This window comes from Staphylococcus sp. mip270_02 (genome assembly GCF_054031535.1).
In genome coordinates this window covers 2,442,877-2,469,788 of the sequence record NZ_CM132934.1, presented here as the reverse complement: position 1 = coordinate 2,469,788, position 26,912 = coordinate 2,442,877, and the positions used below count along the sequence as shown (strand labels likewise).

Genomic DNA, 26,912 nt, shown 5'->3' with positions numbered 1-26,912 from the left:
TTTTAAATGGATAAATAGTGCTTGTTTGCCAATTTAATTATAATATTAAAGGAAATAATTTATTTGAGCAATACTATCTTTAATTTTTTGCAAAAATATGTGAGCATTTTCAATTCATCATGAAAAAGAATTATTTTTTATAAACTTCGCAATAAATATTAATATATAATTTAAGTGAATAATATAGATATGATAATTATGATATAATATATCGAGATGCATAAATGTGAATGGAGGCATAAATTGTGGGAGCTTTAATAACTATTATAGTTTCACTGGTAGTGCTAATCCTGATTTCTTTTGCAGTGTTGATTACTTACATCTTATCTCACAATAAAGATGAAGGGGAAAATTAATTAAATATTCATTAAGTGCTAAAACATCTAGATTGTACACCAGGAATAAAAAGACAAAAAACTCCCCGAAAAGTTTCAATTAAGAACTTTTCGGGGGAATATATTAGTCAATAACTGCGACATTTAAGTCAACATCGATGTTGCCACGTGTAGCTTTTGAGTATGGACAAAATTCGTGTGCATCTTGTAAATATTTCTCAGCTTCTTCTTGAGATAATACATTTTTTACTTTTGCATCAATTGAGACGCTTAATTTAGGACTTTCAGCTTCTGGGTCATCTTCTAAACGTACTGTCAAAGTAACTTCTGGCTCAGCGCCTCTCACTTTGTTTTGTTTTAAGATTAAATCAAATGCGCCATTAAAACATGAAGCATAACCTGCTGCAAACAATTGCTCTGGGTTTGTGCCTTTTTCAGCATCAGCTTGAGCCGGTGGTACAATTGCTACATCAATTGCTTTATCGTCAGTTTGAACGTGACCATTACGTCCACCTGTATTTGTTGCTTTCGTTTCATAATTTACTGCCATTTTATGACCTCCTTAAAAACTTCTAATTCATGTTTACCCAAGAAAAATTATTTAAATCATTTCACTGAGTAATTTATATGTTTTTTAATTGTATTATTTTTAGAAATTGTTATACAATAATTTAAATATTACTAATAAAAGGAAGTTTAAACATGGCCAAAGTTGATATAGCTGTTACAATTGCACCCAAACATGAACTTGCACAACATACAATTGAGGATTTAAAACAATATCAAGACTCCATAGATATTATAGAACTAAGAATAGATCAGTGGTTAAATTTTGATGAAGCATCTTTAGCAAAAATTGCTAAAGACATATATAAACTAAATTTAAATAAAAAATTGTTAGTAACATATCGAACAAAGATTCAAGGTGGAGAAGGCCAATTAGCAAATGATAAATACTTAAATGTGCTAGAGAAAATAATCTCATTAGATTATGTTGATATGATAGATATTGAATATGAAGAAGGAGTGCCTATAGAAAAATATCAAACCTTGATAGAATCAGCTCATAGTGAAAATATAGAAGTTGTATTATCACAGCATAACTTTAAGAAAACACCTAAATTGGAAGTATTAAAACGTTTATATTATAAAATGCACCAGCTTGAACCAGATTATTTAAAAGTAGCAGTTATGCCTCATGATAAACAAGATGTTCTAAATCTATTAAATGCAATGTCTGAGACTGCAGACACAGTTTCACAACAAGTTGTTGGTATAGCGATGTCTAAACTTGGATTAATTTCAAGAACTGCTCAGGGATTGTTTGGAGGCTCAGTTTCATATGGTTGCTTAGACGATCCAAAAGCACCTGGTCAAATCCACGTTGAAAAGTTAAAGCAACAAATTAAATTATACGAGTAGTTTGAAAATAGTGGTCGCCTGATTTATAATTGAAAATAATTATCACTAATGAAAGGGCGATAATCAATGGAACTACAAGATGCAATTGCACATCGTAGAAGTATTAAGGTTTTTAAAAGAGACATGACTATAGATGATAATGCTCTATATCAAGCGATACAGCAAGCGACAGATGCCCCTAATCATGGCATGAGAGAGCCTTGGAGAGTGGTTCATATTGCTAAAGATCGCTTGGGCCCTATGAGTAAACAACTCTCAGAGGTCGCATTCCCTAATTTAGATAAAAAACAAGAAAATCATTATAACACTGTTACAAATCTGGGTGGCATGCTTGCATTAATTCTAAAAAGAGATCCAAGACAACGAGAAGATTTAGAAAATAATATGGCATTTGGAGCTTTCGCACAAAACTTAATGCTATTATTACATGAAGCGGGTATTGGCACATGTTGGAAATCACCGGCATATATATTTATCCCTGAAATAAGATCGATATTTAATGTGAAAGATGATGAACAACTTGTAGGTTTCTTGTATCTCACAGATTTACAGGATGAAATGCCACATAGAGAGCGTCATACTGATCAAGTAATAGAAAAGTTTTAAAGTGATTTTAAGAATGGGCATTCAAAATCAAAAGTGAAATTTGACTTTGAGTGCCCATTCTTAATTTTTATAATTATATAATTAAATATTAAAAAATTGCGTCATTATATTTCGGTAAAGATGACTAAGGCTAACAGGAGCTTTATCTGAGTTAAAATTCATATTCATGCATATATCGCACTAACTTAAAACAGATTACCTGAGCTAGAGCTCATGCATAAGAGCCACTAACTCAAAACAGATTACCTGAGCTAGAGCTCATGCATAAGAGCCACTAACTCAATAAATTGAGAAGTGGCTCTTTAAAGAAGTGGCTCTTTAAAAATGCTGTCATTACAATAATTAAGGCTGGGACAATTAATTTCTCCCAGCCCATAAAATGAGATGAAATATCTCATTTATTAATCAATTATTTAAATGTTTCAGCTAAAAATGCTTCCACTTGTTCTGGTGATTTCGCATTAGCTGAGTGTAAGTGAGCTAATTTTTCTCCGTTTTTAAATACTAGTAAGCTTGGTATGCCCATCACATCGTTGTCAGCTGCAACATCTTCAAGCTCGTCACGATTGACTGTAAACCAGTCGTAATCATTGTATTTTTCTTGGATAGGGTCAATCCACATATCCATTGCTTTACAGTCAGGGCACCAGCCAGCTTCGAATTTTACAATGACAGGGTTATTACTCTGTATAGTTTCTTTAAATGCATCATTTGTATTAATAGGTTTCATAATTTTCTCCTTTTTAAAAATATAATTAAGCTTATTATAACGGACATTTTGAAGTTATAAAAAAAATCAGCTTATTAATTAGAGCGTTTTGGCAATAAATTTGATATATTAATGTTAACTAGTTATAGGAGGTACAGAATAATGATAAAATTTTACCAATATCCTAATTGTACTACTTGTAAAAAAGCAGCAAAATTTTTACAAGACTACGGTGTGAGCTTTGAACCAATCGATATAGTACAACATACGCCCACTAAAAACGAGTTTAAAGAAATTTTAGAGGCGACTGATATCGATATAAATAAACTCTTTAATACGCACGGTGCTAAATATCGTGAATTAGGTCTTAAAGACAAAATGAATGACCTTACTGATGATGAAAAGTTAGATTTATTATCAACTAATGGTATGTTGGTCAAAAGACCATTAGCTATTTCTGGAGACAAAGTTACAGTTGGTTTCAAAGAAGATCAATATAAGGAAACATGGTTATCTTAATTCCTCTTTTGGAGATAGAGCATCTCTTTAAATAGAGCAATCTCTATAAGTTGAAATTATAAGTTGTGTTTGTAAACGCTTCATCTATTGTTATGAAAAGATTATAATAATATTAATATGCTAAGAAATAGTTGATTGTATGGTATGCATATGGCATCATTAATATGTAAAATCATTTAGGAGGGGATTCTCGTGGCAGTACCGAGTGAATTAAAATATTCTAAAGAACATGAATGGGTAAAAGTTGAAGGTAATACAGTAACAATTGGTATCACTGAATATGCTCAAGGTGAACTTGGCGATATCGTATTCGTTGAATTACCAGAAGTAGATGACGAAATTAATGAAGGCGACACTTTTGGTAGTGTTGAATCCGTAAAAACTGTTTCAGAACTATATGCACCTGTATCAGGTAAAGTAGTTGAATCTAATGATGAATTAGAAGATAGCCCTGAATTCGTAAATGAATCACCTTACGAAAAAGCTTGGATGGTTAAAGTTGAACTAAGTGACGAAAGTCAATTAGATGAATTATTAACTGCAGAGCAATATTCAGAAATGATTGGCGAATAATATAACACTGAACTCCATGATATAACTATCTTGGAGTTTTTTTCATATCATTGAGGATTATTGAAGATTTAGCAATTTTATAAGTCTAACAAGTTCACCTCAACTTTAAAAAATGATAAATTATGTTTGTTATAATAAGAAATATTTTAACTATGTAAATTATGTTTATTGTCACTACGGATTGTGAAGAACTAAGTAGAAAAGATTTACTATCAACATTTAGAGGGTGGATGTCATGACGATACTGAACCAAGTAATTGTTGTCGAAGGAAAGTCAGACAAGAAGCGTGTCAAACAAGTTATTGATCAGCCAATAGAAATTATTTGCACGAATGGTACGATGAGTGTAGATAAATTAGATGAAATGATTGATACTTTATATGACAAACAAGTGTATATTCTTGTTGATTCGGATGATGAAGGTGAAAGAATACGAAAATGGTTCAAACGCTATTTAAGTGAAAGTAGACATATAAGAGTAGATAAACAATATTGTGAAGTCGCTCGTTGTCCTAAACCATATTTATCTAGAGTATTGGAAAAACATGGTTTTATAGTTAAGGATGAAGAAAAGGTGGCGAAAGCAAAATTGGATTATATAGCTGAAAGGGTAAGTTTATTAACATGAATGTAACAAGTGAACAACGCGTTGACGTCAATAAATATATAAATGAAGATAAGTATCTTATCTTTGGTTATACACCAACATGTGGCACATGTAAGGTTTCTGAACGTATGCTAGATATTGCTAACGATATTTTGCAATTACCTACAATAAAAATGGACTTAAACTTTCATCCTGATTTTAGTCAATTGTATGAAATTCAATCTGTACCAGTTTTATTAGTAATGTCAAAAGGTGAAGAGCAAAAAAGGATTTATGCATTTCAATCGGTGCCTTATTTGTTAGAAAATTTAAAATAGTTATTGACGAAATATTAGTACGATGGTAGGATTAAAAATAATTAAATAATGAAACTCTTATCACGAGAGGTGGAGGGATGTGCCCTACGAAGCCCGGCAACCGTCTTTAATAGAAATGGTGCCAATTCACATAAAGTTTTAAAGCTTTAGAAGATGAGAGAAGCGATTTTGCTTTCTCTATACTTCGGTGAACATAGAGAAAGCATTTTTTTAATTGAAGGATTAGCAACACAAGGAGGAAACAGAATGATTGAGTTAAATCAAATAGTCAAAAAGTACAAAACGAAAAAACAGGACGTACTGGCTGTAGATCATGTTGATTTAAGTATTCAATCAGGCTCGATTTTTGGAGTAGTTGGTTTTTCAGGTGCGGGCAAAAGTACTTTAATTAGACTTTTAAATAATCTCGAACAACCAACTTCAGGAGACGTCATTATCGATGGAGATACAATTGGTAAGCTATCAAAATCACAGTTAAGAAAAAAGCGTCAAAAAGTGAGCATGATATTTCAACATTTTAATTTACTATGGTCGCGTACTGTATTAAATAATATTACATTTCCATTGGAAATAGCGGGTGTGCCTCGCCGTGAAGCGAAACAACGGGCAAAAGAATTAGTAGAACTTGTTGGACTGAAAGGTAGAGAAAGTGCATATCCTTCAGAACTGTCAGGTGGTCAAAAACAACGTGTCGGTATTGCGCGAGCGTTAGCAAACGAACCAACTGTATTGCTTTGTGATGAAGCGACAAGTGCATTAGATCCTCAAACAACAGATGAAATTTTAGAATTATTATTGAAAATTAAAGAAGAAAGAAATTTAACAATCGTAATCATCACACACGAAATGCATGTCATTAGACGCATATGTGACGAAGTAGCTGTTATGGAAAACGGTCGCGTGATTGAACAAGGTCTAGTTTCCACAGTTTTTGAGAATCCACAACATGCGGTTACAAAACGTTTTGTTAAAGATGATTTAAATGATGATTTTGATAAATCTATTAGCGACTTAGTGTCACTTAATGAAGATGATTATGTTGTTCGTTTGAATTTCACAGGGAATAATACCACGCAACCTCTCGTGTCATATATAACGAAAACGCATAATATCGATGTGAATATATTAGAAGCTAATATTAAACATACAAAAGATGGTTCGCTTGGTTTCTTAGTAATTCAATTGAGCGATGTAAATTTAGAAAAATTCGAAAAGTTTAAAAATGATTTAGAAGCACAGCATGTGTCAGTGGAGGTGTTAAGACATGGGTAATTCATTGAGTGACATCCTCCGCGAGATGTTTACAATGCCAAACGTCAGCTGGGACGAAGTTTGGTTAGCGACATACGAAACAATTTATATGACAGTTATTTCGACAATTTTTGCCTTTGTATTAGGCTTAATATTAGGTGTATTACTCTTTTTATCAGCTAAAAGTAAATCACCTATAGCGAGGGTTTTCTATACTATTGTTTCATTTATAGTTAACTTGTTTAGAGCGATACCATTTATTATTTTAATCTTATTGTTAATTCCGTTTACAAGTTTAGTGTTAGGCACGATTAGTGGTCCAACAGGAGCATTACCTGCTTTAATCATTAGTGCGGCGCCTTTCTATGCCAGACTTGTAGAAATTGCATTTAAAGAGATTGATAAAGGTGTTATTGAAGCAGCTTGGTCAATGGGTGCCACTACTTGGACAGTAGTCAAAAAAGTACTATTACCTGAAGCGATGCCAGCATTAATTTCAGGTATTACTGTTACAGCGATTGCTTTAGTAGGTTCTACTGCAGTAGCCGGTGTTATTGGTGCAGGTGGTTTAGGTAACCTAGCTTATTTAACAGGTTTCACTAGAAATCAAAATGACGTTATTTTTGTTTCAACAATTTTAATCCTTATTATTGTGTTCATCATTCAATTTATTGGTGATTGGGCTACTAATAAAATTGATAAGAGATAATCTTAAAAAGGGGGACTTTTTATATGAAAAAATTAGTTAGCTTAGCTTCTGTACTTGTATTAGCGCTTGTTTTAGCAGCATGTGGGAATAGTGGAGGTAGTGAAGATAAAAAAATTACAGTAGGTGCTTCTCCAGCTCCTCATGCTGAAATTTTAGAAAAAGCCAAGCCGTTATTGAAAGATAAAGGCTATGATTTGAAGATTAAAACAATTAATGATTATACAACACCGAATAAATTATTAGATAAAGGTGAATTAGACGCAAACTTTTTCCAACATACACCTTACTTAAAAACTGAGAAAAAAGATAAAGGATATAAAGTAGAATCAGCAGGTAATGTTCATCTAGAACCAATGGCTGTTTATTCTAAAAAATATAAGAGTCTAAAAGATTTACCAAAAGGCGCCACAGTGTATGTTTCTAATAATCCAGCTGAAGAAGGCCGTTTCTTAAAATTCTTCCAAGATGCAGGATTAATTAAAATAAAAGACGGTGTGAAGATTGAAGATGCTAAATTTGATGATATCGTAGAAAACAAAAAAGATATCAAATTTAATAATAAACAATCTGCAGAATACTTACCGAAAATTTATCAAAATGAAGATGCTGATGCTGTAATTATCAACTCTAATTTTGCAATCGATCAAAAATTAAGTCCTAAAGATGATTCTATTGTATTAGAGAAAGCGAAAGACAATCCTTATGCCAATTTAATTGCTGTTAAAGAAGGACATAAAGATGATAAAAAAATCAAAGCATTGATGGAAGTATTACAATCTAAAGAAATTAAAGATGAAATCAATAAAAAATATGATGGTGCCGTAGTACCAGCTAAATAACAGCGAAATATAAAAATAAACCCTTTAACTGTGATGGTTAGAGGGTTTATTTTTGTGTGATCTTTTCAAATAGGACTGTTAATATTTTTGGGGTTAGGAAATCTTAGCTTATTCAAACAATTTTTTATTGTACAAGCATAGTAAAAATAAGGTTTTAAAAACTTAAAGTAAATAGATTAGGCCATGGTATTCACTAGATATATCATTAGTCTTATGTTACTGTAAAATTAAGATTTGTAATACTTTTTAATTTTAATATTATATTTCATGTTGTTTATTTTGCAAATAAGGAGTAGAGATGTGAATATTGGTTTATTTTTAATAATAACTATGTGTTGCGTATTGTTACCGATAACAATTACTGTAAATGAGTGGAAGAAAAGAATAAAAAATAGATGAGTTATTCTTTCAAACTCAAGAACATTTTATATTGTTAATCCTCTTTTTATTCACTTATTATTATGTGGGTTAAAATACAGAATTTATGAAATAAAGGGCGATACTGAATAGATATAATTGGTAATATAGTCACCTTTAATTGAGTATGTATCTTGTATAATTAATAGTAACTCTGTAATTTATAATAATAAAAAGACTAATAATTTAAATGAAATGAACGCCCGTCAGCAGAAATGTTGGCGGGCGTTGTCTATCTAAAGTGTGTAATTCTATTTTTAAAATAAACGGGGCGAGTGTATTTTAGTTAACGAATTTCAAGGACAAAGGAAGAGGCTAATTATGTGTGGTACAAAACCAAAAATATTATGTTAATATAAAATTGAATTTTGAACTATATTATTGATGTGATTCAGTCTAAAAAAGTGGAAAAGTAAACTTGTAATTTCTAAATTAAAATTCAGACCATTAAATAATTTGATAATAATTTGGAGATGATACTATTCCTAAATCACAACAACAATTACTAGCTGTTTTACTCTTGTTATTAATAGTGAATTTTTTCTTACCAATTATAGGAGCATGGTTACAAATTGAAGTAATAAAATTAGGCTCAAGCTACATTAAAATACTAGATATGATAACTATAATTGTTGCAATAGTATTTATGTATAGACAAACTAAACGAAAGGGTTTTTAAATAAAAGATGGTTGATTTTCAAGCGGATAACACTTTTAAATTGAACTATTAAATCGTCATCTGAAAAATAATTTAATGTATTTCCATCAATGATTTAGAAGAATTTTAGCTTTAAATTTGAGGGAGGACCTTTATTTTATTTATGGTCTTTGAACCAAATCTAATTAAAGTCATATTCTTATTTAATTGAACTATTTAAAGAGTGACAACAATGTTAGTTTTATCTACTTAATTACATGTTATCATTGGATTACCAACAATATTGAATAAATGTCGTTTTTGACACTTGAGCGATTTCCAGGTTATAGATATTTTTTTAATGTATTTGTTTTATAATTAGTACAGTTACCTAATTTGAAATATGAATGAATCAGTGCATTGAATTTTAAATGATAACTACAAATATATTAAAGCTAAAATTCAAAAGTTAAATTAGTGATTTTGTTAAAATGCATCTTATTAATAAATTACTTTTAAATATTAAGGAGTGGATTGAAATGAGTCTAAAAGAAATGTGGAATTACTTATTAAACAAAAAATGGCGTACTAATGATGTATTGACGATTATTGCCTGTATGTTTGTTGTAAGTTTGGTTACAACGCCATTGGTTGGGGTACCAGTTGGTGCTATCGTCTATTTACTTTGGTTTGATAAGAATTTCAAAAAGTAGGTCGAAATTAATTAGTATTTAGATTTAATACTAACAGAAAGAGTAATAAAGTGTTTCCTAACAGTTAAGTTTGAATTGAACAATTCTAAGGTGTAAAATATAAATAAGTTTTAATTAATATATTTGCTAAGTTAGATGCCAAGGTACTACTGTTACTTTGAATATTTAATGTTATTAGTTTCAAATTGTTAATTTTAACTGTAATGGGAGAGCTTAAAATAATTAGAGGTATGAATCTTATTAAAGCTCTATTTATTGATATATTATATGAATGAAATATCATTTTCGCTATTGATATTTTATCATTATTAAACCCGACAATTATGTTATATAAACTTTCATTTCAGTATAGATGAAAACGTATATAAGTTATGTGTCGGGTTTTATTTATGATGCTTCACTTGATAAAAATTGAATAAAACTTCTCATGAGACGGAGTTACAGAAATCAATTTTTGCAATAATAATTCCGCCATATAAATCTAATGCTGACAAAGATATTTAGCAGTAATTTTAGTATTTCTTTTTGAAGTTTTAACAACAACTATCGATAGTAAAATACATAAAAAACCGAGACATTAATTATGTCTCGGAATCATTTGTACTTATTTGGTTATTAAGATTGATCGTATTCGTCTTTAATATCGCCGACAATGTTTTCTAAGATATTTTCCATTGTGATAATACCAAGTGGACTTTGTTGTTCGTCTTCCACTAGAGCTATATGAATTTGGTGTGATTTCATTTGCTCTAAGACTTGATGATATTTTGAATTTAATTTGATTTTAAGAATACTATGAGTAATATCCTTAAGCGAATTTATATTATTACTTAATAGATCTTTTGCATGTATATAACCTACAATTTGTGTAGTGTTGTCTTTAATTACAGGAAATCTTGTGTAGTTTGCATTACTTACATATGCTTTAGTTTCATCAATATTACTATTGATATCAACAACTGAGACTTTTTCAAGTGGTAAGTACCCGTCTGCAATTTTCATTTCATCAAACGCGAAAGCACGATTAATGTGTGTTAACTCATTTTCAGAAATTTCTCCACCTTCATGGCTTTCTTTAATTAATAGTTTTAATTCTTCTTCTGAATGATATAATTCACTTTCTTTAGCAGGTTGCATACCAAACATTTTCAAAATTAATCTTGCCGAGCCGTTAAGAATGTAAATAAATGGATAAAATAATTTGTAAAACATGATAATTGGCTTAGCGATTAGCAATGTGATTTGTTCGGCTTTTTGAATTGCAATTGTTTTAGGTGCCATTTCACCGACAACCACGTGTAAATAAGTTGCAATTACAAACGCACTAATTAATGTGAATATATGAATCATTGTTTCTGAAAGGCCTAAACTACTAAAAATAGGATGTAATAAAAACTCAAAGGTAGATTCACCGACCATACCAATACCTAAAGCTGTAATCGTAATACCAAGTTGACAAGCAGCTAAATATTCATCTAAGTGTGAAACTACTTTTTGTGCGGCAACCGCTTTTTTATTGTCTCCGTTCGCAAGTGAGTTAATCCTAGATGTTCGAACTTTAACGATTGCGAATTCTGTCGCCACAAAGAATGCGGTTAACACCAATAATAAAATAAATATAATTAAACTAATAAAGGTTCCCAAAAATTAATTAATTCCTCCGATATGTTTTTATTCAATCATTTCTGATTGGTATTCTATTATATAAAAAGTACGAGTTCATAGCTAGTGTAAAGAATTACTTTATGTGAAATAAGGTGTTCGAACAATCAATTGAATAATTATTAATTTAATTTGTAGATAAAGATGATACAAATTAAAAGTCATTAGTCATCTGCTGTAATTTTTCCTAGTTTATAACTAATAACAAATCCTAATATCAGTGTGATGATTGAAATAATCCAAGTTATAAATGTGTCAGGTAGACCTGGGAACACTGCGTAAAGTGAGCCAACTACAAAGCCTATAATAAGTGCATATGTGAGAAAAGTATAATAGGATAGTAAATACTGAATTAATTTACTTGAGAATAAAAATCCGCAAATAATACCAAAACCTACAGTTAATAAAACAGGTATTGCCGCAAAGTTTAATGACATAAATTCTGAAATAGCAAACATTACTGTGCCATAAACTCCAAAGACGAGTAACATGAATGAACCTGATATACCAGGTAATAACATGGCACTAGAAGCACACATACCTGCTATAAAATATTTGATCATTAAACTAGAATTTAATGTTAAAGTTTCACCAGCGTGCTTATCTCCATTATTGAGTAATGTAATAACTACTATAATAATGATGCCTAGTAACAATAATATATAATGCTGTATACTAAACGTTTGTTTGAAGTTAGACGTTTTCAATAGGTAAGGAATAATACCTCCGATAAGTCCAACAAAAAAGAACATTGTTGGTACTGTGTGTGTACTAAGTAAATAATTAATGAGTTTACTTAATACTCCGATTGCGATAACCATACCCAGACCAATAGGGATTAAGAATTTCAGACTTTCCCAAAATCGTTTTGAAAAAATACCACTAATGGAACGTATGAAATCATCATAGATGCCTAGTAACAGTGCAATTGTTCCACCGCTTACTCCGGGGACTAAATCAGTCGTACCCATTGCAAAACCTTTCCATAAATTAGACCATTTAATTTTTGACATATCTTTCTCCTTTTTTAATAATGTAGTAATGATATTAGCATAAAAAAGTGAAATACAATATTATAAACACAAAGAAACTAAATGATGTAGATACCATATTTATAATGCGAATTAATATGAAAAAGAGCATTTAATGTATTGAGAACATTAAGGATACTTTTATCATTTACAAAAACCATAGTATTATTATCAAAAATCATTGTGTTTTAATAACGATTTTAATTTAGCACTAGAAAAGGTTTATATTCATATATAACTACGTTATAATTAGATGATGTAACAAGTGCTCAGTCTTTTGACTGCAGATTAAAATTATTATAAACTAGATAGGAAAAACATATCATATAATACGGAGGGAATATGTATGCCATCAACATTAGAAATTAAAGACCTACATGTGTCTATAGAAGATAAAGAGATTCTAAAGGGTGTTAATTTAACAATTAACACAGGTGAAATACACGCAGTTATGGGGCCAAATGGTACTGGTAAATCAACGTTATCATCAGCAATCATGGGTCACCCAAGCTTTGAAGTAACAAAAGGGGAAGTAATCTTAGACGGCGTTAATATCTTAGAATTAGAAGTTGACGAACGTGCAAAAGCTGGTCTTTTCTTAGCAATGCAATATCCATCAGAAATCACTGGTGTAACAAATGCAGACTTCATGCGTTCAGCAATAAATGCTAAACGTGAAGAAGGTGAAGAAATTAATTTAATGCAATTTATCAAAAAACTTGATAAAGAAATGGATTATTTAGATATCGACCAAGATATGGCACAACGTTACTTAAATGAAGGTTTCTCAGGCGGTGAGAAGAAACGTAATGAAATTCTTCAATTAATGATGTTAGAACCAAAATTCGCAATTTTAGATGAAATTGACTCAGGTTTAGATATTGATGCATTAAAAGTTGTTTCTAAAGGGATCAACCAAATGCGTGGAGACGAATTTGGCTCATTAATTATCACGCACTATCAACGTCTATTAAATTACATTACGCCTGATCACGTTCACGTTATGTATGGTGGTAAAGTAGTTACTTCTGGTGGTCCAGAATTAGCTAAGCGTCTTGAAGAAGAAGGTTACGAATGGGTTAAAGAAGAGTATGGTGCTACAGAATAAGTCTCAACTCATATTAAACATATTAATTTAGATGAAGATTTAAGGTCTTGATTTATACCGATGAATTAAATCATACAATCATCAAATGGGAGGAAAAAAGTATGACGACTGAAACTTTGAACATTTCTGAAGCGCAACTAGTTGAATATTCACAAGCCCATAATGAACCTACTTGGCTAACAGAATTACGTAAAGAAGCGTTAAAATTAACTGAAACTTTAGAAATGCCAAAACCAGATAAAACAAAAATTAACAGATGGGATTTTGACTCATTTAAGCAACACGAAACAACAGGTAGCGTATATCATACGTTAGAAGAATTACCAGAAGCAGTAAAAGATATTATCGATATAGATAATTCTGAGAATTTGATTATTCAACATAATAATACATTGGCTTTTACTAAAGTTTCTGATTCTGCAAAAAATGATGGCGTTATTGTTGAAGGTTTATCTGAGGCATTAGTTAATCATCCAGATTTAGTAAAACAATATTTCATGAATGAAACTGTTACTGTTGATGAACACAGATTAACAGCACTACACACAGCATTATTAAACGGTGGCGTATTTGTATATGTACCTAAAAATGTAGTTGTAGAACACCCAATTCAATATGTTGTCTTACATGACGATGAACAAGCAAGTTTCTACAATCATGTCATTATTAGCACAGAGGAAAGTGCAGAAGTGACATATGTTGAAAACTATCTATCAAATGCTAGTGGTGAAGGTAGCCAATTGAATATCATTTCAGAAGTAAATGCTGGAGCAAACTCAAAAATTACTTATGGTTCTGTAGATTATTTAGATAAAGGCTTTACTGGTCATATTATCCGCCGTGGTGTTACTCAAGCAGATGCTACAATTAATTGGGCACTTGGACTTATGAATGAAGGTAGCCAGATTATTGATAATACAACAAACTTAATTGGTGACCGTTCAGAAAGTGAATTAAAATCTGTGGTTGTTGGTACAGGTAGCCAAAAAGTTAATTTAACATCAAAAATTGTGCAATATGGTAAAGAAACAAATGGCTATATTTTAAAACATGGTGTTATGCTTGAAAGTGCCTCAACAGTATTTAATGGTATTGGATACATCAAACATGGTGGCGCTAAATCAAATGCTAACCAAGAATCTCGTGTATTGATGTTATCTGAAAATGCTCGTGGAGATGCTAATCCAATTTTATTAATTGATGAAGATGACGTAGAAGCAGGACACGCAGCTTCAGTTGGCCGCGTAGACCCAGAGCAATTATACTACTTAATGAGTCGTGGTATTTCTCGTCAAGAAGCAGAGCGCCTAGTTATTCATGGTTTCTTAGATCCAGTAGTTCGTGAACTACCAATTGAAGATGTTAAACGTCAATTACGTGAAGTAATTGAATTAAAAGTAAATAAATAGACTTAAAATTGAAGTTAAGACAATAGTAATTAAAGCGGGAAGTCCAATTTTGACCGTAGCGACAAAGATAGTATAACGATCTATCAATTGTGACTGAACCTTTGCTAAGGTCTGCATATTGATTTTTAATAAAGGAAGGCCTGTGAGTAATTTGACTGATACTTTAAATGTTACTGAAATTATAAAAGATTTTCCAATTCTCAATCAACAAGTTAATGGCAATCGCTTGGCTTATTTAGATACAACTGCTACTAGTCAGACACCCGTGCAAGTTATTGATGCAATGGCTGATTATTATAAACGTTATAATTCAAATGTACATCGTGGTGTACACACATTAGGATCATTAGCGACAGATGGTTATGAAAGTGCTCGTGAGACAGTGAGACGTTTTATTAATGCAAAATACTTTGAAGAAGTCATTTTCACTAGAGGTACAACAGCATCAATAAATATTGTCGCTCATAGTTATGGTGATGCTAACATTGTAGAAGGTGATGAAATTGTAGTCACTGAAATGGAACATCATGCTAATATCGTGCCATGGCAACAATTGGCTAAGCGTAAAAATGCATCATTAAAATTCATCCCAATGACTGAAGATGGAGAGTTAGCTATTGAAGATGTAAAAGCTACAATTAATGATAATACAAAAATTGTAGCTATAGCACATGTATCCAACGTACTTGGCACAATTAATGATATAAAAGCTATAACAGAAGTTGCACATGAACATGGCGCAATCATTAGCGTGGATGGTGCACAAGCAGCGCCTCACATGGCATTGGATATGCAAGAATTAAATGTTGATTTTTACAGTTTTAGTGGTCATAAAATGCTTGGTCCAACAGGTATTGGTGTTTTATATGGTAAACGCGCGTTACTTAATAAAATGGAACCAATTGAATTCGGCGGAGATATGATTGATTTTGTAGGCAAATATGAAGCTTCATGGGCTGACTTACCTACTAAATTTGAAGCTGGAACCCCGTTAATAGCTCAAGCAATTGGCTTAGCTGAAGCTGTAAGATATATTGAAAACTTAGGTTTCGAAGAGATTCAACAACATGAAACAGCATTAACACAGTACGCTTACGACAAGATGTCAGAGATAGAGGGTATTGAAATTTATGGACCTGCGAAAGAAAGACGCGCTGGTGTTATTACATTCAATATGACTGATGTTCATGCGCATGATGTAGCAACTGCGGTAGATACTGAAGGTGTGGCCGTAAGAGCCGGACATCATTGTGCACAACCACTTATGAAGTGGTTGAATCAATCTTCTACAGCACGCGCAAGTTTTTATATTTATAACACGAAAGAAGATATTGACCAACTCGTCGAAGCGTTGAAACAGACGAAGGAGTTTTTCTCATATGAATTTTAATAATTTAAATCAATTGTATCGTTCAGTGATTATGGACCATTATAAAAGTCCAAGAAATAAAGGCACTTTAGATAATGGTTCTATGACCGTCGACATGAACAATCCAACGTGTGGGGACCGCATTCATCTTACGTTTGATATTGAAGATGGTTTCATAAAAGATGCTAAATTTGATGGGGAAGGTTGTTCAATTTCTATGTCTAGTGCTTCAATGATGACTGAAGCGGTAAAAGGTCATTCATTAGCAGATGCTATGAAAATGAGTCAAGAATTTTCTAAAATGATGCTTGGTGAAGACTATGAAATTAGCGAAGATATGGGCGATATTGAAGCCCTACAAGGCGTCGCTCAATTCCCTGCGCGTATTAAATGTGCCACATTAGCATGGAAAGCACTCGAAAAGGGTACAGTTGAAAAAGAAGGCAATACTGAAGAGTAAGATTAAACTGAAGTTGATGCATTGACAATGTGTAAAATTCCATTCAAACTAGGGATTACAACATGATATCTAATGTAGTTAAAGGTTTAATACATTGCCTATTTAACATCATATAAAAAGTAATACACAAATGATTTTGCACGTAAGTCGTTTTTTAATATATAAAAGGAGTGATTTAAATGGCTAAAAAAGCACCTGATGTTGGGGATTATCAATATGGTTTCCATGACGAAGATGTTTCCATTTTTAGATCAGAACGTGGTTTGACGGAAAATATTGTCCGCGAAATCTCAAGCATGAAAGATGAACCAGAATGGATGCTTAACTATAGATTGAAATCATTAAAACAATTCTACAAAATGCCAATGCCACAATGGGGTGGAGACTTATCTGAATTGGACTTTGATGATATCACTTACTATGTTAAACCATCTGAAAATACAGAACGTTCATGGGATGAAGTACCTGAAGAAATCAAACGTACGTTTGATAAATTAGGTATTCCTGAAGCAGAACAAAAATACCTTGCTGGTGTTTCTGCACAATATGAATCTGAAGTTGTTTACCATAATATGGAAAAAGAACTTGAAGATAAAGGAATTATCTTTAAAGATACAGATAGTGCATTAAGAGAAAACGAAGAGTTATTTAGACAATATTTCTCAACAGTTGTACCTGCAGCTGACAACAAGTTCTCAGCATTAAACTCAGCTGTTTGGTCTGGTGGTTCATTCATTTATGTACCTAAAAACATTAAATTAGATACACCATTACAAGCATATTTCCGTATTAACTCTGAAAATATGGGACAATTTGAACGTACATTAATCATTGCTGATGAAGGTGCATCTGTTAACTATGTTGAAGGTTGTACAGCTCCTGTATACTCAACAAGCTCTCTACACTCAGCAGTAGTTGAAATCATCGTTCATAAAGACGCACATGTTCGTTACACAACAATTCAAAACTGGGCAAACAACGTTTATAACTTAGTTACAAAACGTACGTTAGTTCATGAGAATGGTAACATGGAATGGGTTGACGGTAACTTAGGTTCTAAATTAACGATGAAATATCCTAACTGTGTATTGATGGGGGAAGGCGCCAAAGGTAGTACTTTATCTATCGCATTTGCAGGTAAAGGACAAGTACAAGATGCTGGTGCTAAGATGATTCATAAAGCGCCAAATACTTCTTCAACAATTGTTTCTAAATCAATTTCTAAAGATGGCGGTAAAGTTGTTTATCGTGGTATCGTTCACTTTGGACGTAAAGCTAAGGGCGCACGTTCAAACATCGAATGTGATACATTAATCTTAGATAATGAATCTACTTCAGATACAATTCCATACAATGAAGTATTCAATGATAATATTTCTTTAGAACACGAAGCGAAAGTTTCAAAAGTATCTGAAGAACAATTATTCTACTTGATGAGTCGTGGTATTTCTGAAGAAGAAGCGACTGAAATGATTGTAATGGGCTTCATTGAACCATTTACAAAAGAATTACCAATGGAATACGCGGTAGAGATGAACCGTTTAATTAAATTTGAAATGGAAGGCAGTATCGGTTAAATTTAATCGATTGAAACGACCATTTGATAAAATTAAAAGCACGAAGTGATACTAAATTAATAGCATTTATCTTTAAATGTTGTTAAAATTACGTATCATTTCGTGTTTTTTATTTTGGAAATAAATAATCATTGGAGGGGTTTAATGGTAAATAATAAAAAGAGTGCTGCAGAAAGCTTTAGTATGTTTTTAATGTTAATTTTAAACTTGTTTATTGCAACAATAGCGATAATACTGGTGATTTTTCTATTTAAAGAATGTATTAACATGATTAATGGGATATTTATAAGTAATAGCAATGTTCAATATGATTATATGATTGAAAAGCTTTTAATCTCATTCTTATATATTGAGTTTATACTATTAATTGTTCAATATTTTAAGAAAAACTATCACTTTTCAATGCAATATTTTATTTATGCCGCAATCACAGCAATCGTGAGATATATTATTGTAGATCATCATAGTGCGTCTACAACGATTGGTTTAGCCATTGCTATTATAATACTAGTATTTTCGCTTTATTTTTTAAAAAGGTTCTCATTAGATTAACTTATTTCTGAAATCTAAATGCTTTTATTTTGAAAATAACAAAATATTAATGAACTAATAGTTTTTACTTTTTTGAGGGGAGTAATAAAACGTGACAGAGCAGAGATTTGGCAAAATACAATTAGCACGCGTTAAAAAGGATGAATTCGAAGCTTTCAAAAAACAATCTTCATTGTCATTTTTGAAAGGTCTTCAAGAAACTTTCCCTGAAAAAGAACATCCAGAAAATTTTGCACCAGTTCCATCAGAACAAGATTATAATGAATCTTTTTATTCAGATAATCCCCATATTTATTATTTTTATTTAAATGATGAGAATATTGGTGGCGCTATCTTTGAAATTGATAAAGAAAATAAAAGAAACCATGTCGATACATTATATATTAATGATAAAGCACATGGACAAGGGATTGGTACTAAAGTTTGGAAAGCGATTGAAAATCATTTTCCAGAAACTAAAGTTTGGGAATTACATACACCTTATTTTGAAAAGCGTAATATCCATTTCTACATAAATAAATGCAATTTTCACATTACAGGGTTTTATAAAGAAATATTTGATGTGAATGGAGTGGAAAAAGAATTTGAGTTTTTTAAATTTGAAAAAGTTATGATTTAAGTTATTTAAAATTGTATATCCTTAGATTGTGATTGATGTATGCATGAGCTATGAATATAAGGAAATGTTTATTAAGACTACTATATTATTATTCAACTATAAAGGGAAGTGAACATATGAAATCAAGTTATCCTTATGATTTCATATGTTCACTCCTTTTTATATTTTGGAATATAACGTTATTTACATCGAGACTGTTTAAAACAAAACATTCATAAGTATGAGAATTTTAGAAAAATAATAGTAAATAAGACTGAACCAACTATGTGCATGCTCATATTTTTTAAACTTAAGTTGAATTGTGTAAAAGTGGCTTAAATAATTTGATTGATTTCGTATTTATACATGCTACTAGTGTGTGTTATTTCCAGTGTTCTAACTTAGCCATATTTTTTTAGTATACATTTTGTTTAAAAAGAATTTTTGTATTTTATTCATGTTTGATTCTTAAAATCTTTTTAGATTATAGTCGTACATATCTTCAAATCCAAGATCCATAGTAAAAGAACCATTTTGATAACAATGATGACAGTATTTTTCTGATGTTTAACCATCACTTTTATTCTTGCAGAGGCTTTTTTATCTATAGGCATCCCACAACTTTGGCACTGTGCTATCTTAGCCATATGAAAAATTCATCTTCTGTATTATTTTCCTTATCATAACATAGTTACCTGTATCAATTAGCTATCAGTTGTGAGTTATTTATACTGGGAAGCGATATGTTATATTACAAGAACAATGCGTTTATAAAGTTATTAAAGTGGGAAATTATATGAAAGTGAATTTATTAATAAAGCTTATTAAAGGAGTCATGAATTTATGGTTATTGGTATAATCATACTTTTGTTTGCCTCATTTTTCTTTTCGGGAAGTGAAACCGCGTTAACTGCTGCAAACAGGATGAAAATACAAACAGATGCTCAAGAGGGAAATAAAAAAGCGGGAAAATTATCAAAATTATTAACAAAACCAAGTGAATTTATCACGGCGATACTGATTGGGAATAATATCGCGAATATTATTTTACCTACGTTAGTTACAATATTAGCAGTAGACTTGGGTTTAAATGTTGGGATCGCAACTGCAGTAACAACAGTAGTTATCATTGTTATTTCAGAAGTTATTCCTAAGTCAATTGCAGCTACATATCCAGATAGAATTTCACGTTTAGTGTATACACCTATATCGTTTTTCGTCTTTATATTTAAACCAATCACTAAAATTCTAAATGGTATAACAGATGCAATTAACCGATTTTTATCTAAAGGACAGGAAGAGCAACAACGTTATTCAAAGGAAGAGATTAGACAGATGGTTACCATTGCAGGTAGCGAAGGCGCGTTTAATGAAATGGAGCGTAATCGTATTCAAGGGGTTATGGATTTTGAGCAATTAAAGATTACAGACATTGATACAACCCCACGCATAAATGTTACTGCATTTCCTTCAGATATTTCGTATGAAGAAACTTATGAGACTGTAGTTTCTAATCCATATACACGTTATCCTGTATATGGTAAAGATATTGATCAAGTTATAGGTATTTTTCATTCTAAATATTTATTAGCATGGAGCCGTGAACCTGAGAATGATATTTTAAAATATACATCGGAACCCTTATTTGTAAATGAGCATAATCGTGCTGAATGGGTGTTGAGAAAAATGACAGTTTCACGTAAACATTTAGCCATTGTTTTAGATGAGTACGGTGGTACGGAAGCTATTGTTTCTCACGAAGACCTTATTGAAGAAATGTTAGGTATGGAAATAGAAGACGAAATGGATGAAGAAGAAAATGAAAAACTAGAGGAACAAATGAAAGCGTACAATAAAAATAATATATGATTCTAATAGGGGATTAATGGTGTTATTTTGTTAAAAAGGCAAAGGGGCAGATTAAATGGAATTATCGTCTAGAGTTACTAAATTATTAAATATTAAATATCCAATTATACAAGCTGGCATGGCAGGATCGACCACACCTGAATTAGTCGCGACAGTGAGTAATAGTGGAGGATTAGGAACGATTGGCGCAGGATATTTTAGTGCAGAACGACTGGAAAAAGAAATCACTTATGTCCAACAATTAACTGATTTACCATATTCAGTGAATTTGTTTGTGCCTAGTGAGAAGTTATTTATTCCTGAAAAAGTAGAGCACATGAATGCTTGGTTAAAACCATATCGCAGGGCATTAAATATAGATGAGCCTATTGTTAATATAAATGAGAAACAGCAGTTTGAAGATGCGATCGATATCGTGATTGAAAAAGGTGTGCCTGTAGTATCGTTTACATTTGGCATTCCTGAACAATCAATACTTACCAGATTAAAAGAAAGAAATATTAAAGTTATAGGAACGGCTACAAGTGTGGAGGAAGCGATTGCAAATGAAAGTGCAGGTATGGATGCTATCATAGCTCAGGGCAGTGAGGCAGGTGGACATAGGGGAGCTTTTACAGAAACGTCCAGCAATCTTACCCCTCTCATAGGTACGATGTCACTCATACCTCAAATTGTCGACCAGGTGAGTATACCTGTCGTTGCAGCAGGTGGTATTATGGATGGTAGAGGTTTGGTCGCTAGTATGATTTTAGGTGCTGAAGGTATACAAATGGGGACGGCATTTTTAACATCGGAGGAAAGCGGTGCAAGCCAACTTTATAAAAACGCAATCCAACATAGTAAAGAAACGGATACTGTAGTTACAAATGTCTTTACTGGAAAATCTGCGAGAGGCATAGATAATGAGTTTATCCATAAGATGAGTGAATACAATGAAGATATCCCAGATTACCCTATACAAAATCAATTGACTAGCGCAATTCGCAAAGAAGCGGCTAGAGAAGGTAATGCTCAGTGGACACATTTATGGAGTGGTCAAAGCCCTAGATTAGCACAATATTCGTCGGCATCATTACTGATGGAACGTATTATCCAACAAGCAAACCAACTATTGAATCAGTGAATAACTATAAATATATGACATACGCAATTATGTAATTTACTTATTAACCTATAACTTAGCTTTAAAAATAGTGTTTTTTAGACAAGAGGAGTAGTATAAATTGAAATCAACTTTAAACTTTTGATTTCAATACTACTTCTCTTTTTTATTATTGAACATTAACACTAACTATAATTAGCATGTCTTTATATGTTTTTAAATACATTCGATAAATTATAAAGTATCAACATTTACTTTTTTAAGTTATAGTAAATTAAATTTAATCAAGTGAATCCATTAAAACATATATGGTATCATTAACTTGGTGATACTATGATAAATATAGGGTTAACAGGTTGGGGGGACCATGATTCGTTGTATGAAGACTTGCAGCGTAAGACGGATAAATTAACTACATATGCAAGCCATTTTCCAATTGTAGAATTGGACGCAACGTATTATGCAATTCAACCTGAGAGAAATATTAGAAAATGGATAAAAGAAACACCTGAAAGATTTAAATTTATAGTGAAAATACATCAAGCATTAACTTTGCATGCAGACTATCATGACTTTGCTGATACAAGGCAAACTTTAGTAGAGCAATTTAAAATGATGCTTCAACCATTAAAAGATGAGAATAAACTTGCGATGGTGTTGGTACAATTTCCACCTTGGTTTGATTGTACTGTTCAGAATATAACTTATATTCGCTATATCCGCGCACAATTGGAAGCATTTCCTGTATGTGTAGAATTTAGACACCAATCTTGGTTTAATGAGTCTTTTAAAGAAGAAACATTGTCATTCTTAACACAGCAAGATATCATTCATGCAGTATGTGATGAACCTCAAGTTGGTCAAGGTTCTGTACCGATGGTTAACCGCATTACAAATGAAACTGCATTTGTACGGTACCATGGAAGAAATGTACATGGATGGACTAAAAAAGATATGATGGATGATGAATGGAGAGAAGTAAGATATTTATATAATTATAGTGAACAAGAATTAAAAGCTTTAATTGATAAAGTAAAAGTACTAGAACATAAAGCCAAAGATATTTACGTCGTTTTTAATAATAATTCTGGTGGACATGCAGCCTCCAATGCTAAAACCTATCAACGTTTATTGGGCATAGATTATCAAGGTTTAGCGCCACAACAATTAAAATTATTTTAGGAGCGATTGAATGTTAACAGTAATATTATTGATTTTAATTGGCGGTTTTTCAGCAATTTTAGGATCATTAGTTGGTATTGGTGGAGGTATAATCATTGTACCTACGCTGGTTTATTTAGGTGTTGATCATGATTTACTTGAAGGTATAACGCCTCAAGTCGCTATAGGTACTTCATCAGTTATATTAATAGTAACTGGACTATCTTCAACGTTGGGATACTTAAAAACAAAACAAGTTGATGTGAAAAATGGCTCGATATTTTTATTTGGTTTGCTACCTGGGGCGTTGATTGGATCTGTAATAAGCCGTTACTTAACATTAGCATCTTTTAACTTGTATTTTGGTTTGTTTTTAATATTAGTAGCAAGTTTGCTTGTAATACGAAAGAAAATAAGGCCATTAAAAATATTTGCTAAAGCAAAGTACGAACGGAGCTATATTGATGGTTATGGTAAGCAATATTTTTATCATGTGCCACCCTTAATTTCTTTTATAGCAACATTATTTATTGGCATATTAACAGGGTTACTAGGTATAGGTGGTGGCGCATTAATGACACCGCTAATGTTAATTGTATTTAGGTTCCCGCCACATGTGGCGGTTGGTACAAGCATGATGATGATCTTCTTTTCTAGTGTTATGAGTTCAGTAGGTCATATTGCACAAGGTCATGTGGCTTGGTTATATGCAATTGTTCTAGTATTTGCAAGTTATTTCGGTGCGAAGATTGGCGTGAAAATTAATCATTCGGTAAAATCAGAGACTGTTGTAATATTGTTGCGTACAGTAATGTTAATTATGGGTATATATTTAATAATTAAATCATTTTTATAAAATGAAGGAGGGGAACTATAGATGAAATTAACAATTTATCACACAAATGACATACATAGTCACTTACATGAATATGCACGAATTACAAAGTATTTGACTCAAAAGAGATCAAAACTAAAACATCATTCACTATATTTAGATATTGGCGACCATGTTGACCTTTCGGCGCCTGTCACTGAAGCAACTATGGGGATAAAAAACGTCGAATTATTAAATATGGCGCATTGCGATATCGCTACTATTGGCAATAATGAAGGTATGACTATTTCTCATGATGCATTAAATACTTTATATGACAATGCAACATTCGATGTCACTTGTGCGAATGTCTTTGATGAACATGGGCATTTACCCCGTAATATGTCATCATCATTCATAAAAGTTATAGACGGAGTACGCATACTATTTATTGCGGCTACTGCTCCATTCACTCCTTTTTATCGTGCTTTAGACTGGATTGTGACAAATCCTTTAGAAGCAATTAAAGATGAAATAAAAGCTAATGAAGGTGCTTATGATTTACTTGTGATTATGAGCCATGTTGGTGTATTCTTTGACGAAAAATTATGCCAAGAAATTCCAGAAATTGATTTGATTTTAGGTAGTCATACACACCACTATTTTGAAAATGGTGAGATTAACAATGGTGTTCTGATGGCTGCAGCAGGAAAATATGGGCATTTTTTAGGGGAAGTCACACTAGAAATTGAAAATAATAACATAATTAAAAAACAAGCAATACTCCATCCACTCGACAAATTACCAGAAGTTGAGACTCATTTTGATGAAGAAGGGAAAATGTTGTTAAATGATTCAGTGATTGATCGACCAATTTCTTTACCTAGAAAAACAGATACCATTACTCAAACAGCTCATATCTTAGCAGAAAGTATTTTTGAATTTACGAATGCAGACTGTACAATTATTAACGCAGGACTCATCGTAAACGGCATAGAGGCAGAGCGATTAACGGAGTATGATATACATCAGATGTTACCTCACCCTATTAACGCAGTCCGTATTAGATTAAGTGGGCGAGAGTTGAAAAATATAATAATCAAAAGTCAAAAACAAGAATATCTTAATGAACATGCCCAAGGCCTGGGTTTTAGAGGTAATATTTTTGGTGGCTATATTTTATATAATTTAGGATTTATTGAGTCTGAATCACGTTACTTTATAAATGGTGAATTAATAAATGATGATGAAACGTATATATTAGGAACGATAGATATGTATACGTTTGGACGCTATTTTCCTACTTTAAAAGATCAGTCTATAGATTACTTGATGCCAGAGTTTTTAAGAGATATTTTTAAAGAAAAATTATTGGAATATTAAAATATGACTTTATACGTTTTAATTTACCTGAATTTTCGTTATAATGATTAGAGATTTCAAATCAGGAGGATTGTGCGGTTATGGCTACTAAAAATGAAGAGATTTTACGTAAACCAGATTGGTTGAAAATAAAGCTAAATACTAACGAAAACTACACTGGTCTTAAGAAAATGATGCGCGAAAAGAATTTACATACAGTTTGCGAAGAAGCAAAGTGTCCAAATATACATGAATGTTGGGGAGAACGTCGTACAGCTACGTTTATGATTTTAGGTGCAGTTTGTACACGTGCATGTCGTTTCTGTGCAGTTAAAACAGGACTTCCAAATGAATTAGATTTAGATGAGCCAGAACGCGTGGCTGAATCTGTAGAATTAATGAATTTAAAACACGTTGTTATTACAGCTGTGGCTCGTGATGACTTAAGAGATGCAGGATCAAATGTATACGCTGAAACTGTACGTAAAGTACGTGAGCGTAATCCTTTCACATCTATAGAAATCTTGCCTTCAGATATGGGTGGAGACTATGATGCTTTAGAAACTTTAATGGCGTCAAAACCAGACATTTTAAACCATAATATCGAAACAGTCCGCCGTTTGACACCGAGAGTTCGTGCTAGAGCAACTTATGATCGTACATTAGAGTTCTTAAGACGTTCTAAAGAGTTACAACCTGATATCCCAACAAAATCAAGTCTTATGGTTGGATTAGGTGAAACACACGAGGAAATCTATGAAACAATGGATGACCTACGAGCTAATGATGTTGATATTTTAACGATTGGTCAATATTTGCAACCTTCACGTAAACATTTAAAAGTTGAAAAATATTATACACCATTAGAATTTGGTAAATTAAGAAAAGTAGCAATGGATAAAGGATTTAAACATTGCCAAGCAGGACCACTTGTAAGAAGTTCATATCATGCCGACGAGCAAGTAAATGAAGCGGCTAAAGAAAAACACCGTATTGGTGAAGAGCAACTTGGTACAGAAATCGGTAAGCATTTAAATAAATAAGTTAATTGAAGACTTAGTTCATTTGTTATAGTTGTGGTGATGCGCAATACTAGTGAGCTAAGTCTTTCTTAGAAGTAAAATATAATTACATACAAGTCAAAGAACTATTTATTAATAAATTAGCTAGCGAATAATAGTAAT

At 31.9% G+C, this 26,912-nt stretch carries 27 protein-coding genes, 1 pseudogene and 1 riboswitch; of the genes and pseudogenes, 23 read left to right on the top strand and 5 right to left on the bottom strand.

Annotated elements, in window-relative coordinates; translation table 11 throughout:
* Window positions 1–459 precede the first annotated feature (459 nt).
* A complete protein-coding gene (locus ACW5YJ_RS11675; protein WP_017722398.1) occupies window positions 460–885 on the bottom strand; it encodes an organic hydroperoxide resistance protein in 426 nt (141 codons plus the stop codon).
* 152 nt (window positions 886–1,037) lie between these two features.
* Here ACW5YJ_RS11675 and aroD point away from each other — a divergent pair, with 152 nt between their 5' ends.
* A complete protein-coding gene (gene aroD, locus ACW5YJ_RS11670; RefSeq protein WP_426432572.1) occupies window positions 1,038–1,757 on the top strand; it encodes a type I 3-dehydroquinate dehydratase in 720 nt (239 codons plus the stop codon).
* Between the two features lie 66 nt (window positions 1,758–1,823).
* Window positions 1,824–2,363 (top strand): nitroreductase family protein, encoded by a 540-nt coding sequence (locus ACW5YJ_RS11665; RefSeq protein WP_171916553.1) that lies wholly within the window; start codon window positions 1,824–1,826, stop codon window positions 2,361–2,363.
* 409 nt (window positions 2,364–2,772) lie between these two features.
* Here the strand turns inward: ACW5YJ_RS11665 and ACW5YJ_RS11660 are convergent, their stop codons facing one another.
* Entirely contained in the window at window positions 2,773–3,093 is a 321-nt protein-coding gene (locus ACW5YJ_RS11660; protein ID WP_017722395.1) for a thioredoxin family protein, read from the bottom strand.
* A 141-nt stretch (window positions 3,094–3,234) separates the two neighbouring features.
* Between ACW5YJ_RS11660 and ACW5YJ_RS11655 the strand changes: the two genes are divergently transcribed.
* From ACW5YJ_RS11655 to ACW5YJ_RS11620, 8 genes are all read left to right on the top strand, one after another.
* Window positions 3,235–3,591 (top strand): arsenate reductase family protein, encoded by a 357-nt coding sequence (locus tag ACW5YJ_RS11655; protein ID WP_017722394.1) that lies wholly within the window; start codon window positions 3,235–3,237, stop codon window positions 3,589–3,591.
* Window positions 3,592–3,783: 192 nt separating this feature from the next.
* Window positions 3,784–4,164: a glycine cleavage system protein GcvH gene (gene gcvH / locus ACW5YJ_RS11650; RefSeq protein ID WP_017722393.1), complete on the top strand. Its 381-nt coding sequence runs from the start codon at window positions 3,784–3,786 to the stop codon at window positions 4,162–4,164.
* Window positions 4,165–4,399: 235 nt separating this feature from the next.
* Window positions 4,400–4,792: a toprim domain-containing protein gene (locus tag ACW5YJ_RS11645; RefSeq protein WP_017722392.1), complete on the top strand. Its 393-nt coding sequence runs from the start codon at window positions 4,400–4,402 to the stop codon at window positions 4,790–4,792.
* Window positions 4,789–5,088 carry a thioredoxin family protein gene (locus ACW5YJ_RS11640; protein ID WP_017722391.1) on the top strand — a complete coding sequence of 100 codons (300 nt, stop codon included), beginning with the start codon at window positions 4,789–4,791 and terminating at the stop codon, window positions 5,086–5,088. Before ACW5YJ_RS11645 ends, ACW5YJ_RS11640 begins: the two co-directional genes overlap by 4 nt.
* A 54-nt stretch (window positions 5,089–5,142) precedes the next feature.
* Window positions 5,143–5,248, top strand: a riboswitch (SAM riboswitch).
* An 86-nt stretch (window positions 5,249–5,334) separates the two neighbouring features.
* Window positions 5,335–6,360, top strand: coding sequence for a methionine ABC transporter ATP-binding protein (locus tag ACW5YJ_RS11635; RefSeq protein WP_457338191.1), 1,026 nt, complete (start codon window positions 5,335–5,337; stop codon window positions 6,358–6,360).
* Window positions 6,353–7,048 carry a methionine ABC transporter permease gene (locus ACW5YJ_RS11630; protein ID WP_017722389.1) on the top strand — a complete coding sequence of 232 codons (696 nt, stop codon included), beginning with the start codon at window positions 6,353–6,355 and terminating at the stop codon, window positions 7,046–7,048. Before ACW5YJ_RS11635 ends, ACW5YJ_RS11630 begins: the two co-directional genes overlap by 8 nt.
* 23 nt (window positions 7,049–7,071) lie before the next feature.
* Window positions 7,072–7,887, top strand: coding sequence for a MetQ/NlpA family ABC transporter substrate-binding protein (locus ACW5YJ_RS11625; RefSeq protein WP_017722388.1), 816 nt, complete (start codon window positions 7,072–7,074; stop codon window positions 7,885–7,887).
* 1,593 nt (window positions 7,888–9,480) lie between these two features.
* Window positions 9,481–9,654, top strand: a complete 174-nt coding sequence (locus tag ACW5YJ_RS11620) for a VraH family peptide resistance protein (RefSeq protein ID WP_017722387.1) — start codon at window positions 9,481–9,483, stop codon at window positions 9,652–9,654.
* A gap of 615 nt (window positions 9,655–10,269) precedes the next feature.
* On the opposite strand, the gene ACW5YJ_RS11615 is transcribed toward ACW5YJ_RS11620, so the two are convergent.
* Both ACW5YJ_RS11615 and popT read right to left on the bottom strand, forming a co-directional pair.
* The gene (locus ACW5YJ_RS11615) at window positions 10,270–11,298 is read right to left on the bottom strand and encodes a hemolysin family protein (RefSeq protein ID WP_107551870.1); all 1,029 of its coding nucleotides are present in this window, start codon (window positions 11,296–11,298) and stop codon (window positions 10,270–10,272) included.
* 182 nt (window positions 11,299–11,480) lie between these two features.
* On the bottom strand, window positions 11,481–12,329 hold the full coding sequence (gene popT, locus ACW5YJ_RS11610) for a polyprenyl-phosphate transporter PopT (protein ID WP_457338190.1): 849 nt from the start codon (window positions 12,327–12,329) through the stop codon (window positions 11,481–11,483).
* Window positions 12,330–12,693: 364 nt separating this feature from the next.
* Between popT and sufC the strand changes: the two genes are divergently transcribed.
* From sufC to ACW5YJ_RS11575, 7 genes are all read left to right on the top strand, one after another.
* Window positions 12,694–13,455: a Fe-S cluster assembly ATPase SufC gene (gene sufC, locus ACW5YJ_RS11605; RefSeq protein ID WP_017722384.1), complete on the top strand. Its 762-nt coding sequence runs from the start codon at window positions 12,694–12,696 to the stop codon at window positions 13,453–13,455.
* Window positions 13,456–13,556: 101 nt separating this feature from the next.
* Window positions 13,557–14,864: a Fe-S cluster assembly protein SufD gene (sufD, locus tag ACW5YJ_RS11600; RefSeq protein ID WP_017722383.1), complete on the top strand. Its 1,308-nt coding sequence runs from the start codon at window positions 13,557–13,559 to the stop codon at window positions 14,862–14,864.
* A 142-nt stretch (window positions 14,865–15,006) separates the two neighbouring features.
* Window positions 15,007–16,254, top strand: a complete 1,248-nt coding sequence (locus ACW5YJ_RS11595) for a cysteine desulfurase (RefSeq protein ID WP_017722382.1) — start codon at window positions 15,007–15,009, stop codon at window positions 16,252–16,254.
* A complete protein-coding gene (gene sufU, locus ACW5YJ_RS11590; protein WP_017722381.1) occupies window positions 16,244–16,693 on the top strand; it encodes a Fe-S cluster assembly sulfur transfer protein SufU in 450 nt (149 codons plus the stop codon). Before ACW5YJ_RS11595 ends, sufU begins: the two co-directional genes overlap by 11 nt.
* A gap of 179 nt (window positions 16,694–16,872) precedes the next feature.
* Window positions 16,873–18,270: a Fe-S cluster assembly protein SufB gene (gene sufB / locus ACW5YJ_RS11585; protein ID WP_017722380.1), complete on the top strand. Its 1,398-nt coding sequence runs from the start codon at window positions 16,873–16,875 to the stop codon at window positions 18,268–18,270.
* A 144-nt stretch (window positions 18,271–18,414) separates the two neighbouring features.
* Entirely contained in the window at window positions 18,415–18,822 is a 408-nt protein-coding gene (locus tag ACW5YJ_RS11580) for a phosphate-starvation-inducible protein PsiE (protein WP_017722379.1), read from the top strand.
* Between the two features lie 91 nt (window positions 18,823–18,913).
* On the top strand, window positions 18,914–19,441 hold the full coding sequence (locus tag ACW5YJ_RS11575) for a GNAT family N-acetyltransferase (RefSeq protein ID WP_171916633.1): 528 nt from the start codon (window positions 18,914–18,916) through the stop codon (window positions 19,439–19,441).
* Between the two features lie 447 nt (window positions 19,442–19,888).
* On the opposite strand, the pseudogene ACW5YJ_RS11570 reads toward ACW5YJ_RS11575, so the two are convergent.
* Window positions 19,889–19,945, bottom strand: a pseudogene (locus tag ACW5YJ_RS11570) (zinc ribbon domain-containing protein); the annotation flags it as partial.
* A gap of 318 nt (window positions 19,946–20,263) precedes the next feature.
* Between ACW5YJ_RS11570 and ACW5YJ_RS11565 the strand changes: the two are divergent.
* From ACW5YJ_RS11565 to lipA, 6 genes are all read left to right on the top strand, one after another.
* Window positions 20,264–21,289, top strand: coding sequence for a hemolysin family protein (locus ACW5YJ_RS11565; RefSeq protein WP_107551873.1), 1,026 nt, complete (start codon window positions 20,264–20,266; stop codon window positions 21,287–21,289).
* A gap of 55 nt (window positions 21,290–21,344) precedes the next feature.
* Window positions 21,345–22,412 (top strand): NAD(P)H-dependent flavin oxidoreductase, encoded by a 1,068-nt coding sequence (locus tag ACW5YJ_RS11560; protein WP_457338189.1) that lies wholly within the window; start codon window positions 21,345–21,347, stop codon window positions 22,410–22,412.
* Between the two features lie 312 nt (window positions 22,413–22,724).
* Window positions 22,725–23,573: a DUF72 domain-containing protein gene (locus ACW5YJ_RS11555; RefSeq protein ID WP_017722374.1), complete on the top strand. Its 849-nt coding sequence runs from the start codon at window positions 22,725–22,727 to the stop codon at window positions 23,571–23,573.
* A 10-nt stretch (window positions 23,574–23,583) separates the two neighbouring features.
* Window positions 23,584–24,408, top strand: a complete 825-nt coding sequence (locus tag ACW5YJ_RS11550; RefSeq protein ID WP_017722373.1) for a sulfite exporter TauE/SafE family protein — start codon at window positions 23,584–23,586, stop codon at window positions 24,406–24,408.
* A 21-nt stretch (window positions 24,409–24,429) separates the two neighbouring features.
* Complete coding sequence (locus ACW5YJ_RS11545; protein WP_135092102.1) at window positions 24,430–25,749, top strand: bifunctional metallophosphatase/5'-nucleotidase; 1,320 nt, start codon at window positions 24,430–24,432, stop codon at window positions 25,747–25,749.
* Between the two features lie 80 nt (window positions 25,750–25,829).
* Window positions 25,830–26,771, top strand: coding sequence for a lipoyl synthase (lipA, locus tag ACW5YJ_RS11540; RefSeq protein WP_017722371.1), 942 nt, complete (start codon window positions 25,830–25,832; stop codon window positions 26,769–26,771).
* Window positions 26,772–26,912: the final 141 nt, after the last annotated feature.